Here is a 13,370-nt window from a genome sequence, read left to right as displayed (position 1 = left end):
GCGCCGATCGCGCGCGGCCGCAAGGGCGAGTACAAGCGCGAGCTCAACGACTTGATGCGCAAGGGCTTTCAGCGCGTCAAGATCGATGGCGAGTTCCACGACATCGAGGATGCGCCCAACCTCGACAAGAAGATCAAGCACGATGTCGAGGTGGTGGTCGACCGCATCGTCACCGGCGGCGACATTGCCGGTCGCCTCGCCCAGAGCTTCGAGACGGCCCTGAAGCTCGCCGACGGCATTGCCTTCGCTGAATTCGCCGACCAGTTCGAGGAGGATGGCACGACGCCGAAGCGGCTGATCTTCTCGGAGAAGTTCGCCGACCCCATTTCCGGCTTCACCATCCCGGAGATCGAGCCGCGGCTGTTCTCGTTCAACAACCCGTTCGGCGCGTGTCCCGTCTGCGACGGGCTCGGCACCGAGCAGAAGATCGACGCGAACCTGATCGTGCCTGACGTAACCCTGTCGTTACGCGACGGCGCCATCCTGCCCTGGTCCAAGACCAGCGCGCCGTACTACCAGCAGACGCTGCAGGCGGTGGTGAAGCACTTCGGCGCGTCCACCGGCACCGCCTGGGAGGAGCTGCCGTTCGAGGTGCAGCACGCCGTGCTCTTCGGCACCGGCACCACGCCGATCAACTTCGTCTACGACGACGGCCTCCGCACCTACAAGTCGACCAAGCCCTTCGAGGGCGTCATCGGCAATCTCGAGCGGCGCTACAAGGAGACCGAGAGCGCCGGCATGCGCGAGGAAATCGAGAAGTACATGTCGCAGGCGCCCTGCCTCGCCTGCAACGGCTATCGGCTGAAGCCCGAGGCGCTGGCGGTCAAGATCGACGGGCTGCACATCGGCCAGGTCTCGGACAAGTCGATCCGCGCCGCCGCCGACTGGTTCCGCGAGCTGCCCGCCAAGCTCACCGAGCAGCAGCGCCAGATCGGCGAACGCATCTTCAAGGAGATCCGCGAGCGGCTGGGCTTTCTCAACGATGTCGGGCTCGACTACCTGACGCTGGCGCGCAATTCCGGCTCGCTGTCGGGCGGCGAGAGCCAGCGCATCCGGCTGGCCAGCCAGATCGGCTCCGGCCTCACCGGTGTGCTCTACGTGCTCGACGAGCCCTCCATCGGCCTGCACCAGCGCGACAACGAGCGCCTGCTCGAAACGCTCAGGCGCCTGCGCGACCTCGGCAACACCGTGATCGTCGTCGAGCACGACGAGGACGCCATCCTCACCGCCGACTATGTGGTCGATATCGGGCCGGGTGCGGGGGTCAATGGCGGGCACATCGTCGCCGAAGGCGCCCCGGCCGACATCATTGCCAATCCGGCCAGCATCACCGGCAAGTACCTTTCCGGTGCGCTGGCCATCCCGATGCCGATCGAGCGGCGGCTGCCGAACAAGGCCCGCAAACTGCACATCGACGGCGCCACCGGCAACAACCTCAAGAACGTCTCGGTCGATGTGCCGCTCGGGCTGTTCGTCGCCATTACCGGGGTCTCCGGCGGCGGCAAGTCGACCCTGATGATCGACACGCTCTACCAGGCGGTGGCGCGGCGCCTGAACGGCGCCCGCGTCAACCCGGCGCCGCACAACCACCTCACCGGCCTCGAGTTTCTCGACAAGGTGATCGATATCGACCAGTCCCCGATCGGTCGCACGCCGCGCTCCAATCCGGCCACCTATACCGGCGCCTTCACCCCCATGCGCGAGTGGTTCGCTGGCCTGCCGGAGGCCAAGTCGCGCGGCTACGGCCCCGGTCGCTTCAGCTTCAACGTCAAGGGCGGCCGCTGCGAGAAGTGCGAGGGCGACGGCGTGCTCAAGATCGAGATGCACTTCCTGCCCGACGTCTACGTCACCTGCGACGTCTGCAAGGGCAAGCGCTACAACCGCGAGACGCTCGAGGTGCAGTTCAAGGGCAAGTCCATATCGGACGTGCTCGACATGACCATCGACGAGGCGGTGGAGTTCTTTGCCGCCGTGCCCTCGATCCGCGAGAAGTTCGCCACCCTGCAGCGCGTCGGCCTGGGCTACGTCAAGGTCGGTCAGCCGGCGACGACGCTCTCGGGCGGCGAGGCGCAGCGCGTCAAGCTCAGCAAGGAGCTGTCGAAGCGCGCCACCGGCCGCACCCTCTACATGCTCGACGAACCGACTACCGGGCTCCACTTCCACGACATCGCCAAGCTGCTCGAGGTGCTGCACGAGCTGGTCGAGACCGGCAACACGGTGGTGGTCATCGAGCACAATCTCGAGGTCATCAAGACCGCCGACTGGATCATCGACATGGGACCCGAGGGCGGCGATGGCGGCGGCGAGGTGGTGGGCATCGGCACGCCCGAGGACATTGCCGCCAACCCGCGCTCGCACACCGGTCGGTTCCTCAACGAGGTGATGCAGCGCCGGCCGCAGCGGACGGCCGCGGAGTGACGGCAAGGCGGGGATAGCCCGTTCAGCATTGCGGCGACGGTGTGTCCGCCCGCACCCCGACTATGACCGCCGCGTGAAATTGCCATGCGCCTGGCGCATGCCGGCACTGATGTTTCGGCCCGTGCGCGTCGCGGCAAATCGGGCCATCCTGCGCGCCTGTTGGCTGGATACGGAGACTGCCATGTTTGTCAGAGCTGTCTGGCGCATCAAGCGGCTGGTCGACATCAAGCAGACGCTGCGCGAGATGGAAGTCCCGACAACCCGCGATGCGCTCGGGCTTTCCGGGACCGACTTCCAGAAGATGACACGCGGCCTGTTCGACCGCTGAAACGCACGCCCTGTTCACCATGACGGAAGGCCGCCGGTCCCTCCGGCGGCCTTCCGTTTGCCTCGCTCCTGCCGCAAGCCTGAAGAGAACGTGAACGGATTCGCCTCTCGCCATGCAAAATTCGCATATCGGTCCTGAGACATCGACCCCTGCTCAACCCGAGCCAGCCCCCCTATCTTCAGGGCGTAGACGAAAGGAGACTCCCAAATGGGCATTCGTACCACGCTGAAGAAGTGGGCCGCTTACCAGCAGACCGTCCGTGAGCTTGCCGCTCTCGACAATCGTCAGCTGAGCGACCTCGGCATCGCGCGCACCGACATCTCGCGCATTGCACGTGACCATGCGCGTACCATCTGACGGCTCGCGCACCGGTTTGTTTGCTGCCGTATCCTAGAACGCTCGCTTCCCCATAGAAGCGAGCGTTCGTCTTTTCGGGGCCCCTCGCTGCGACCTAGAACGACAGCCGGCCCGCCAGCTCGTCATACGAGACATTGACCGCCTGCCGGAACGCGGCGCGCTCTTCGAGCCGGGCGTGCCAGGCCTCGACATTGGGGAGCGACGGCCGCTCGATCTGCATCGTCGACCAGCGGAACAGCGACACCCCCGCCACGATGTCGGCGTAGGTCAGCTGTTCGCCGCCCAGGTACGGCACGTCACCCAGCCGATCGTCGAGCATGCGGAAGCAGCGCACCGAGTCGGCCAGCGCCTTGTCGATGGCCGCCTGGTTCTGCTTTTCCACCGGCGTCCGCACCTTCTGCCAGAACAGCGCGATCCAGGCCGGCTGGAACGTCGTGGCGGTCCAGTCGGTCCATTGATCGACCTCGGCGCGATCGCGCGCCTCCATCGGGAACAGCAGGCCGCTGCCGTACTCCGCACTGAGATACCGCACGATCGCATGGCTCTCCCAGACGGTGAGCTCGCCGTCGCGCAGTGTCGGCACCAGTCCGTTGGGGTTCATGGCGAGGTATTGCAGCGTGTCGGTGCCGCCGAACGAGCCGCCGAGCGGTACGTGCTGGTAGGGCAGCTCCAGTTCGCCGAGCGCCCAGACCGCCTTCTGCACATTGGCCGAGTTCAGCCGGCCCCAAAGCGTAATGGCCATTGGCCCCTCCCCTCGTTGCGCCCTGCCAGAGGGCCTGCAATCTCCCGCCCATGTCACAGCAAGCGAGCGGAATTGTCCACGTCATCGGTGCCGGTCTCGCCGGTTCCGAGACGGCCTGGCAGGCGGCGGAAGCCGGCGCAAGGGTCATCGTCCACGAGATGCGTCCGGTCGGAAGGACCGACGCACACCAGACGGACGGCTTTGCCGAACTCGTCGGCTGACGGTTCGCGCCTCGCCTCGACTGCTGACGGCATCCACAGAACGCTGGCTTCCTGACCGAAGCGGGCGTCCTGGCGTCTTGGCCGGTTCGTCGCCTCGTGCCGTCTGCACAGCGCGTCCTTCGCGCACCAGTGCCGCAATGGACGTGGCCGCTGGAGGCGATAAGCTGCCGGGGGACGAATGGGCTTGCCGATGCCGCCAATGCCAGACCACATGCTGCCCCGGCCGCCGATGCCGGACGACCCCGCACTGCTCGCGGCCTTTGATGCGCTGCTCGAAGCGGCGGTACGGGCCGGTCCGGGGGGGACTCTGGACTATCGACTTGCTGCGCCGAAGTGGCAGTTTCTCTGCCATGTGGCGGACCAGCACGGCCTCATCCTCCACGGGTCGCAGAACGCCGCAATCGCCCGATTCGAGCCGCGCAAGGCCAATGACGCGCATCCCTTCGGCGACCGTTCGGCCGTCTACGGGGCCCGGGACGGCATCTGGCCGCTCTACTACGCCATCCTGGATCGCGCGACGCATCCCATATTGCTGCTGAACTCGGCCGTGCGCATCGAGTCTGTCGACGGCACGCTCGGCGAGCCGTACTACTTCTTTTCCATCAGCGAGCCGGCGCGGGTGCGGCGTCCCTATCGGCCGGGCACGGTCTATCTACTGCCTTCCAACGGCTTCGAAGCGATGCCGCCGATGGTGATCGATGGCGCGCGGGGGCATGTGCCGCAATGGGCATGCCTGTCGGAGGTGACGCCGCTCGCTCGCCTCGCCGTAGACCCGGAGGATTTTCCGTTTCTCCAGCAGATGCGTGGCCACGACGACGAGACGGTCCTGGCGAGGGCCCGCGCCAATCCGGACGGGTTCCCCTGGCTCGACTAGCAGGTTGACGCGTTGCGCGGCCCGGCCACGCCTGTTATCTCCCGCTCCATGCTGAAATCCACCAACGGAATTGTCCACGTCATCGGTGCCGGTCTGGCCGGTTCCGAGGCGGCCTGGCAGGCGGCGGAAGCCGGCGCTAGGGTCATCGTCCACGAGATGCGGCCGGTCCGGAAGACCGACGCGCACCAGACGGACAGCTTTGCCGAACTGGTCTGCTCCAACAGCTTTCGCTCCGACGACCACCGGCACAATGCCGTGGGCCTGCTGCACGAGGAGATGCGCCGCTGCGGCTCGCTGATCATGCGCGCGGCCGATGCCCATGCCTTGCCGGCCGGCGGCGCGCTGGCTGTGGATCGCGACGCGTTCTCCGACGCGGTGACCGCGGCCATCGCCGGCCACCCCAATATCAGCGTCGAGCGCGGCGAGATCGCCGGGCTGCCGCCGGAAGACTGGGACAACGTGGTGGTGGCGACGGGGCCGCTCACCTCCCCGGCCCTTGCGGCGGCCATCCAGCAGCTGACCGGCGAAGACTCCCTGGCCTTCTTCGATGCCATCGCACCGATCGTGCATGGCGAGTCGATCGACCGCGACATCGTCTGGGCCCAGTCGCGCTACGACAAGGTCGGGCCGATGGGGAACGGCGCCGATTATCTCAACTGCCCGATGGACGAAGCCCAGTACAACGCCTTCGTCGATGCCCTGCTCGCCGCCCCGCTGCACGAGTTCAAGGACTGGGAGAAGGTGCCGTATTTCGACGGGTGCCTGCCCATCGAGGTGATGGCGAGCCGCGGCCGCGACACGCTGCGCTGGGGGCCGATGAAGCCGGTGGGCCTCACCAACCCGCGCAACCCGACGGTCAAGCCGCACGCCATCGTGCAGCTCCGCCAGGACAATGCGCTCGGCACGCTGTGGAACATCGTCGGCTTCCAGACCAAGATGCGCTACGGCGTGCAGGCGGAGATCCTGCGCATGATTCCCGGGCTCGAGCACGCGCAGTTCGCGCGGCTGGGCGGGCTGCACCGCAATACCTTCCTCAATTCACCCCGGGTGCTTGGCCCGGACCTCAAGCTCAAGGCCATGCCGCGGCTGCGCTTTGCCGGCCAGGTGACCGGGGTCGAGGGCTATGTCGAAAGCGCCGCCGTCGGGCTGATGGCCGGCAGGCTCGCCGCTGCCGACGCTCGCGGCGAAAGCCTCGCCATTCCGCCCTCGACCACGGCGATGGGCGCCCTGATCAACCACATCACCGGCGGCCACCTCGAGGCCGAGGCTTATTCCGGGGCGCGGAGCTTCCAGCCGATGAACGTCAATTTCGGCCTGTTCCCGCCGGTCTCGATAGCGAAGCCCGATGGGCTGGTCGGGCGCTGGAAATCGACCGAAAAGACCATCGCCAAGAAGGAAGCCATCACCGCCCGGGCGCTGGAGGATATCAAGGCCTGGGCCTGACGCCCGGCGTCAGGGTGCCGCCGGCGGCTGCGCCGCGAACAGTTCGCCTTCCAGATACGACAGTGCGCCCTGCCCCGATGCCCCGCCGTTTCGCTCGAAACTCAGCGAGTTGACCACCAGGCGGTAGTCGGCGCCGGCGACGCTGAAGTCGATCCAGGGCTCGGCGAAAGCGCTGCCCTGCCGCTCGAACCAGGCCGCGAGGTCGATCGGCACCCCCGCCTCGGCGTCGGAGCCGAACGGACCGACCCGCAGCGCGCCATCCTTGCCCTCGAACCACAGCGGCCGGGCCGCGAGCATGCTGCTCCCGTAGACCGCCACCGGGCGAACCAGGAATGGCGTGGCCGAGACGTCGACGAACTGGCGATCGAGGTCACGACGCAGCGTCACGAAGTTCTGGGCCGCCGGATCGGACCCCATGTCCTGCCCCAGCGCCTCGAAGATCACGTAGGCCCCGTCCAGGTCGGGCGACCAGGTGACACCGTAGCGACCGAACAGCTCCCGCACCCGCTTCTGTCCCTCACGGGACTGGGTCAGGTAGTCGATGCTGCCGCGCGCCTCGGCGACTTCCTCCGGGCTCCAGTTGGCGCGCGGCGGGCTGGCCGATTGGTCGGCGCCGGCATTGAGGACCACCGCGTCGAGACGGCTCAGTTGCTGGATCATCGGCAGGTGGCTGTAGTTCCACGGGCCGATCGAGATCAGCAGCAGGATCGCCCCCGCCAGCGCCGGGACCAGCCGGATATCGCCCCGCCCCGCCAGGAACACCACCGCGAGAACCGCCGCCCATGTGCCGCCGGCCAGCAGCAGCACGCGCTCGTCGGTGAGGCCGTAGGCCTCGACGCGGATGTAGACGGCAAGGAAGAACAGCCCCAGCGGTACCAGCGTCAGCCAGAACCACCAGCGGCGGAAGAAGCGCACCAGCGCCCGCTCGCGCATGAAGGGCGGGTGCAATACCAGCCAGGTGGCGGCGCCGATCACCACGAAGCCCAGCACCATCCAGCCGATCATCCCCTGCGGCAGGCGCTGGGTGACGGCAATCTGCGCCGTGTAGGCCAGCAGGATCAGGCTATAGATCAGCAGCAGCGGCACCAGCACGAACTGGCCGAGAAAGCCCACGGCGCGCGACAGGAACTCGGGTCTCTCCAGCGCCTCGGCATCGAAGGCGGAGAGCCGCGGCAGGGTGGAGAGCCAGTAGACCGGCGTGAGGAACAGCCCGGCGAACGGCAGCACCCAGCGGTAGAACAGATCGCCCGTCGACAGTCCGAACAGCACCGACAGCGAGCGCTCGATGGCGAACAGCCCGAGCGCGATCAGCAGGTAGCCGACGGCGCCGATGACGGCCGTGGTCAGCGCCTGGTGATTGATCCACCAGAAGCGGTTCTGCTGCGCCTCACGCGCCGCGCCGCGCCCGATGCGGGTGAAGGGCGAGACCGACAGCCAGAGGATGGAGATCACCGGCAGCGCCCACGGCACCACCCAGGCGATGTCGGTGACCTGGAACAAGGCGACGACCACGAGTGGCAACACCCAGTTCAGCCCGATCCCGACACTGCGGGACTCCGGCTGGCTCTCGCGGAAGTACACGCCTGCGACGGCGCTGACGGCCGCCGTGCTCAGCCCGAGTGCCGCACGCGCCCACGCCTCGTCGCGCAGCCAGGCGACCTCGTTGATCGCGCCGATGACGACGGCGGTGTTGAGCGCGGCCAGCAGGATGGCAAATGGGAAGCGTCGGAAAGTCGCGATGAAGTCCGGAGCCTGACGTTCCAACCAGCCTCGCAGATCCATCTCGGCCCTCACCCGTTGCGCCATGCCCACCATGTCATTGCGGCAATCTTGCGCCAATCGGCAAGGTCGGGAGCGGTGCCGAACGGCGCCCGCGCCTGCTCCACGGCACGCAACTGGCGCGACAGCAGGGCGATCGGCGCAAACGCCGGGCGCGCTGGCCGGGGAAGCGCGGCGATGGCAACCCGCGCCTTGTCGAGGTGATCGCGTGCCAGGTCCCCGACCTGCGCCAGGGCGCTGCGCAGTCCCTCGCTGTCGCTGCCGCTGAGGATTTCGCCGTCGCCGACGCCGTTGGCGGCGAACACCGCCATCGGCAGGAAGATGCGGCCGCGGCTGGCATTGTAGCCGAACGCGCGCAGGTGACCGACCAGCGCGTGTGCAACGCCCAGATGGCCGGCGGCATCGCCGGTCTCCACCTCGGCGCCGCCGTTCAGCACCATGGCGACGAGCTGGTAGAGCACCGAGACGGTCTCGCCGGCATAGCCCTCGAAGCTTGCGATATCCGGCATCGGGTCCTGGTAGAGGTCGAAGCGGCGCGCGGCGAGCAGGCGCAGCAGCGGGCCGGCGGGCAGGTCGTAGCTGGCCAGGGTGTCGAGCAGCGCCGCGGCCAGCGGATTCTGGCGGACATGGCCGTGTCCCTCCCCCCCGAGCGCGTCGACCCACCACTGCAGGCGAATCTCGCCGGCGGCGGGCTCGCGCGCCCGATCGCGAATGGCGGCGACGTCGGCCGCGAAAGCGTAGAGCGCCTGGATGGCATCGCGCTCGGGCGCCGTCACCAGCAGGCTGGCAAAATAGCGGTCTCGGTCGGCCTCCCTGAGAAAGGTCGCGACATAGTCGTCCTTGGCGCTCATCGCGCCCGCTCGACCGCGATCAGCGCCGCGCCGACGGCCCGGCTCTCCCCCAGCAGGATGTTGTAGGTGCGCACCGCGCCCCCGGTGGCAATCGCTTCGACGATGACGCGGTCGGCCCGCAGCCTGTCCCGGATCGCCGGGTCGAGGCCCGCTATGTCCGTCCCGAGCCCGATCAGCAGCACATCGAGGTCTGCCGCACAGGCAAAGACCGGTGCGAGGCTCTCGGGCGTGATCTCGGCCGCCTTCGTCGGGCCCCAGCGGTGCATTCCCGTCGGCAGGCAGAGGAGCGAACCGCGATGCGACATGCCGGCGAACCGGAAGCCGCCATTGCCGTAGGCCTCGATCGGCGCCTGATAGGGGTAGAACCCCTCGCCCGGCTCGGCCAAGGCCCTAGACCGCCGCCCCGTCGGCGCGCCGATCGGCCTTGGCCTTGGCTTCCTTGGCCTCTTCCGCCTCGCCGCGCGGCTTCAGCCCGAAGTAGATCAGGATCGGGCCGCCGATGAACACCGACGAGTACATTCCGAAGATCGAGCCGAAGGTCATCGCGATGGTGAACCCGCGGATCGACTCGCCGCCAAAGAACACCAGCGGGAACAGCGCCAGCAGCACGGTGAACTGCGTCAGCGAAGTGCGCACGATGGTCTGGTTGATCGACAGGTTGATGATCTCCGGGACCGTCATCTTCTTGTATTTGCGCAGGTTCTCGCGCACGCGGTCGGAAATCACCACCGTCTCGTTGAGCGACAGGCCGACGAGCGTCAGCACTGCCGCGATCGAGGACAGGTTGAACTCGAGCCCTGTGACCGAGAACAGCCCCACGGTCATGATCACGTCATGGGCCGTGGTGGTGACGGCGGCGAGGCCGAACTGCCATTCGAACCGGAACCACACGTAGAGCAGGATCGCCACCAGCGACACCAGCACCGCGAGGGTGCCGTTGAAGGCCAGTTCGCCCGACACCGTGCCGCTCACCGCCTCGGTACGGCGCACCTCGTAGCTCTCCGTCGCCAGCACCTTGGTGACCTCCTGCACGGCCACCTGCTGTTCGGCGTCGCCCCCCGGCTGCAGCTGGATGCGCACCAGCAGGTCCTGCGTCGTGCCGAAGCTCTGCACCTGCACTTCGCCCAGCCCCAGCGGCTCGAGCAGTTCGCGAACCTTGGCCGGGTCGGCGTCGCCCTCCGCCGTGTGCTGCACCTCGATGGCGGAACCGCCGACGAAGTCGATGCCGAGGTTGAAGCCCTTGAAGAAGGCGGCCCCCACGGCCAGCACGGTCAGCACCACCGACAGGATGATGGCGGTGCGCGACATCTTCATGAAGTCGATCTTCGTGCCGTCCGGGATGAACCGGAAATGCTGGATCTTCAGCGTCTTGGGCCGACGCACGCGATACCAGATGGAGATGAAGAAGCGCGTCACCGTATAGGCGGTGAACAGCGAGGTCAGGATGCCGAGGGCCAGCGTCACCGCGAAGCCCTGGATCGGCCCGGAACCGAGGAAGTACAGGACGATCGCCGCGATGAGCTGCGTCAGGTGGGAGTCGATGATCGTCCCCCAGGCGCGATGGAAACCGGCGTCCAGCGAGGCGAGGATCGACTTGCCGGCCCGCTGTTCCTCGCGCATGCGCTCGTAGATCAGCACGTTGGCGTCCACGGCCACGCCGATGGTCAGCACGATGCCGGCGATGCCGGGCAGGGTCAGCGTCGCGCCGAGCGCGGAGAGCGAACCCAGGATCAGCACGATGTTGAGCAGCAGCGCCACATTGGCGAACAGGCCGAACAGCCCGTACGCCACCACCATGAAGGTGAGCACCAGCACCGACGCCACGGCGCCGGCCGTGATGCCCGCCCGGATCGAGTCGGCGCCCAGGCTCGGACCGACGGAGCGTTCCTCGACCACGTCGAGCGTCGCCGGCAGGGCGCCGGCGCGCAACAGGACCGCGAGGTCGCTGGAGCTTTGCGCGGTAAAGTTGCCGCTGATCTGGCCGGAGCCGCCGGTGATCGGCTGCTGGATGACCGGGGCGGTGATCACCTGGTTGTCGAGCACGATCGCGAAGCGCTTGCCGACGTTCTTCGAGGTGATCTCGCCGAAGGTGATGGCGCCGCGCGTGTCGAACTGGAAGCTCACCACCGAGCGCGACGTCTGCTGGTCGAAGCCCGGCTGCGCGTTGGTCAGCGCCTCGCCACCGAGTTCCACGTTCTCGTTCAGCAGTTCCTCGCCGCCATCGGCGCTCGGCAGGATGAAGTAGCCCGAGGGGATACCCTGCGCCTGGGCCTGCGCGGCCGTCATCGAGGGATGCACGAGGTGGAAGGTCAGCCGCGCCGTCTTTGCGATCAGGTCCTTGAGCCGCGAGGAATCCTCGAAGCCGGGCACCTGCACCAGCACGCGGTCCTGGCCCTGGCGCTGGATGGTCGGCTCCGTCGTCCCCACTTCGTCGACGCGGTTGCGGATCACCTCCATCGACTGCGCGACGAGCGAGGCCATTCGCTCGGTGATCCCCTCCGGCGTCAGGCTGACGACGATCTTGCCGTCGGTGGTCTCGGAGAAGGCCAGTTCCGGCACCCCGCCGACGCCGAAGGTCGACGAGACATTGTTCTGCAGCGTCTGCACCGCCGTTATCGCCGCCGCCTTCTGCGTCGGATCGGTCAGTTCGACCGTGATCGAATCCGGGCCGGTGGTGATCAGGTTGCCGATGCCGTTCTCGTTGGCGAGCTTGGACCGCACGTCGCGCCGGAGCGACTTGATGCGTTCGGTGATGATCGACTCCCGATTGACCTGCAGCAGCAGGTGCGAACCGCCCTGCAGGTCGAGGCCCAGCACCACGGTCTGCTTGAACGGCAGCGGCAGGCCGTCGAGGACGTCCTTGGGCAGGAAGCTGGGGATGGTCAGCAGGATGCCCAGCACGGCGACGATGACGATGATGGCGGTGCGGATCGGCGAGAATTGCATGTCGGAGCCAGGAGTCCCGTGTGGCGCCCATCGGGCGAGCGGTGCCATTGGCTCCGCGTCTATGTCAGAAATGCGTCAGCCGGCCTGGGCGGCCGGCTGCGGGTCGATCCAGGCGGATCAGGCCTTGTTGTCGTTGACCGGAGTCGATTTGGAACGCACGTCGGTGATGCCGCCGCGGGTGATCTTGACCCGTGTCCCCTGCGCGATCTCGACTTCGAGGTCCTCGCCGTCGACCGCCTTGGTCACCTTGCCGACCAGCCCGCCCGAGGTCACCACAGTGTCACCCCGGCTGATGGCCGAGAGCATCGCCTGGTGGGCCTTCATGCGCTTCTGCTGCGGACGGAAGATCAGGAGCCAGAAGATCACGACGAGCAGGAGAATCGGCGCGAACTGGATCAGAAGGTCCCCTGCACCCATCGAGGATGCTGCTGCGTCTTGCGCGAAGGCGGGGGTCACGAACATCAAGGTCTCCTTGCTAGATGGCTGTCGGCACGTCGGATGGCCGCTCTTTGGCCCATATAGGGCGGGTTTCCGGCGTTGGGCAGTCCCACCCGGCAAAATCGCGCGGAATATAGAGGTGGAGCCTCAGGATTGCAAAGGCCTTGCGGCTGCGGCACAACCGTTGCCGATCCGGGAGGTCAAGTCCTTGGCGAACGAAGAACATTCGGCGGCGATCGCGGCCGCCCTGAGCCGCATCGCCGACAGTCTCGAGGCGCTCGCGCCGCAGCGGGCGCCGTCGGGAACCGTGCTGGCCAATGCCGATGCCTATCACTGGGATGCCGGGGCGGGCGCGCTGATGCCCGTGCCCCGCGTGTCGCGGGTGCCGTTCGACCTGCTCCGGGGCATCGACGACGTCCGCGCCATCCTCCTCGCCAACACCCTGCAGTTCGCGCGCGGCTTTGCCGCCAACAATGCCCTGCTGTGGGGCGCGAGGGGGATGGGCAAGAGCTCCCTCGTCAAGGCCGTGCACGCCCACGTCAACGGGCTGGGCGAGGCCGCCATCCGCCGGCTGGTGCTCATCGAAATCGCGCGCGAGGATATCGAGGCCCTGCCGCGCCTGATGCGGCTGATCGCCCGGGAGGATGCGAGGTTCATCGTCTTCTGCGACGACCTGAGCTTCGACAAGGACGAGACCAGCTACAAGTCGCTGAAGACCATCCTCGATGGCGGCCTCGAGGGCCGCCCCGAGAACGTGCTGTTCTACGCGACCTCGAACCGGCGTCACCTGATGCCGCGCGACATGGTGGAGAACGAGCGATCGACCGCCATCACCCCCGGCGAGGCGGTCGACGAGAAGGTCTCGCTCAGCGACCGGTTCGGGCTCTGGCTCGGCTTCCACAATTGCGACCAGCCGACCTTTCTCGCCATGATCCGCGGCTACTGCGACCAGTACGGCATCGATATCGACGAC

At 67.4% G+C, this 13,370-nt stretch carries 12 protein-coding genes and 1 pseudogene; 7 read left to right on the top strand and 6 right to left on the bottom strand.

The genetic code is table 11. From position 1 onward, the window contains the following. The 3 genes from uvrA to ACE3TU_RS11660 all read left to right on the top strand — a co-directional run. A partial coding sequence (uvrA, locus tag ACE3TU_RS11670; protein ID WP_374624342.1) for an excinuclease ABC subunit UvrA occupies positions 1 to 2,418 on the top strand: 2,418 nt, incomplete at its 5' end. A gap of 181 nt (positions 2,419 to 2,599) precedes the next feature. Beyond that, positions 2,600 to 2,746: a hypothetical protein gene (locus tag ACE3TU_RS11665; RefSeq protein WP_374624340.1), complete on the top strand. Its 147-nt coding sequence runs from the start codon at positions 2,600 to 2,602 to the stop codon at positions 2,744 to 2,746. Between the two features lie 207 nt (positions 2,747 to 2,953). Continuing rightward, entirely contained in the window at positions 2,954 to 3,103 is a 150-nt protein-coding gene (locus tag ACE3TU_RS11660) for a DUF1127 domain-containing protein (RefSeq protein WP_374624338.1), read from the top strand. Positions 3,104 to 3,197: 94 nt separating this feature from the next. On the opposite strand, the gene ACE3TU_RS11655 is transcribed toward ACE3TU_RS11660, so the two are convergent. Continuing rightward, positions 3,198 to 3,845 (bottom strand): glutathione S-transferase family protein, encoded by a 648-nt coding sequence (locus ACE3TU_RS11655; protein WP_374624336.1) that lies wholly within the window; start codon positions 3,843 to 3,845, stop codon positions 3,198 to 3,200. Between the two features lie 50 nt (positions 3,846 to 3,895). Between ACE3TU_RS11655 and ACE3TU_RS11650 the strand changes: the two are divergent. The 3 genes and pseudogenes from ACE3TU_RS11650 to trmFO form a co-directional block, all read left to right on the top strand. Beyond that, a pseudogene (locus ACE3TU_RS11650) lies at positions 3,896 to 4,060 on the top strand (FAD-dependent oxidoreductase); the annotation flags it as partial. 205 nt (positions 4,061 to 4,265) lie between these two features. Then, on the top strand, positions 4,266 to 4,940 hold the full coding sequence (locus tag ACE3TU_RS11645; RefSeq protein ID WP_374624334.1) for a hypothetical protein: 675 nt from the start codon (positions 4,266 to 4,268) through the stop codon (positions 4,938 to 4,940). 48 nt (positions 4,941 to 4,988) lie between these two features. Further along, positions 4,989 to 6,383 carry a methylenetetrahydrofolate--tRNA-(uracil(54)-C(5))-methyltransferase (FADH(2)-oxidizing) TrmFO gene (gene trmFO / locus ACE3TU_RS11640; RefSeq protein WP_374624332.1) on the top strand — a complete coding sequence of 465 codons (1,395 nt, stop codon included), beginning with the start codon at positions 4,989 to 4,991 and terminating at the stop codon, positions 6,381 to 6,383. A 9-nt stretch (positions 6,384 to 6,392) separates the two neighbouring features. On the opposite strand, the gene ACE3TU_RS11635 is transcribed toward trmFO, so the two are convergent. From ACE3TU_RS11635 to yajC, 5 genes are all read right to left on the bottom strand, one after another. After that, positions 6,393 to 8,147, bottom strand: a complete 1,755-nt coding sequence (locus ACE3TU_RS11635) for a DUF4153 domain-containing protein (protein WP_374624330.1) — start codon at positions 8,145 to 8,147, stop codon at positions 6,393 to 6,395. A 26-nt stretch (positions 8,148 to 8,173) separates the two neighbouring features. Beyond that, complete coding sequence (locus ACE3TU_RS11630) at positions 8,174 to 9,013, bottom strand: phytoene/squalene synthase family protein (RefSeq protein ID WP_374624328.1); 840 nt, start codon at positions 9,011 to 9,013, stop codon at positions 8,174 to 8,176. Further along, positions 9,010 to 9,399, bottom strand: a complete 390-nt coding sequence (locus ACE3TU_RS11625; RefSeq protein ID WP_374624326.1) for an Mth938-like domain-containing protein — start codon at positions 9,397 to 9,399, stop codon at positions 9,010 to 9,012. The genes ACE3TU_RS11630 and ACE3TU_RS11625 overlap by 4 nt, the downstream gene beginning before the upstream one ends. Before the next feature lie 4 nt (positions 9,400 to 9,403). Further along, complete coding sequence (gene secD / locus ACE3TU_RS11620) at positions 9,404 to 11,959, bottom strand: protein translocase subunit SecD (RefSeq protein ID WP_374624324.1); 2,556 nt, start codon at positions 11,957 to 11,959, stop codon at positions 9,404 to 9,406. Between the two features lie 117 nt (positions 11,960 to 12,076). Next, positions 12,077 to 12,421, bottom strand: a complete 345-nt coding sequence (yajC, locus tag ACE3TU_RS11615; RefSeq protein WP_374624322.1) for a preprotein translocase subunit YajC — start codon at positions 12,419 to 12,421, stop codon at positions 12,077 to 12,079. Between the two features lie 184 nt (positions 12,422 to 12,605). Here yajC and ACE3TU_RS11610 point away from each other — a divergent pair. After that, on the top strand, positions 12,606 to 13,370 hold a 765-nt coding region (locus ACE3TU_RS11610; RefSeq protein WP_374624320.1), incomplete at its 3' end, for an ATP-binding protein.

The organism is Devosia sp. (genome assembly GCF_041917035.1).
GTDB lineage: Bacteria > Pseudomonadota > Alphaproteobacteria > Rhizobiales > Devosiaceae > Devosia_A.
Note: the sequence above shows the minus strand (reverse complement) of the source record. Positions and strands in the feature narration are given on the sequence as shown.

Coding starts and splice junctions, on each gene's coding strand:
- ACE3TU_RS11645 (WP_374624334.1), top strand. CDS start 4,266: ATGCCAGACCACATGCTGCCCCGGCCGCCGATGCCGGACGACCCCGCA.
- secD (WP_374624324.1), bottom strand. CDS start 11,959: ATGCAATTCTCGCCGATCCGCACCGCCATCATCGTCATCGTCGCCGTG.
- ACE3TU_RS11660 (WP_374624338.1), top strand. CDS start 2,954: ATGGGCATTCGTACCACGCTGAAGAAGTGGGCCGCTTACCAGCAGACC.
- ACE3TU_RS11655 (WP_374624336.1), bottom strand. CDS start 3,845: ATGGCCATTACGCTTTGGGGCCGGCTGAACTCGGCCAATGTGCAGAAG.
- yajC (WP_374624322.1), bottom strand. CDS start 12,421: ATGTTCGTGACCCCCGCCTTCGCGCAAGACGCAGCAGCATCCTCGATG.
- ACE3TU_RS11665 (WP_374624340.1), top strand. CDS start 2,600: ATGTTTGTCAGAGCTGTCTGGCGCATCAAGCGGCTGGTCGACATCAAG.
- ACE3TU_RS11630 (WP_374624328.1), bottom strand. CDS start 9,013: ATGAGCGCCAAGGACGACTATGTCGCGACCTTTCTCAGGGAGGCCGAC.
- trmFO (WP_374624332.1), top strand. CDS start 4,989: ATGCTGAAATCCACCAACGGAATTGTCCACGTCATCGGTGCCGGTCTG.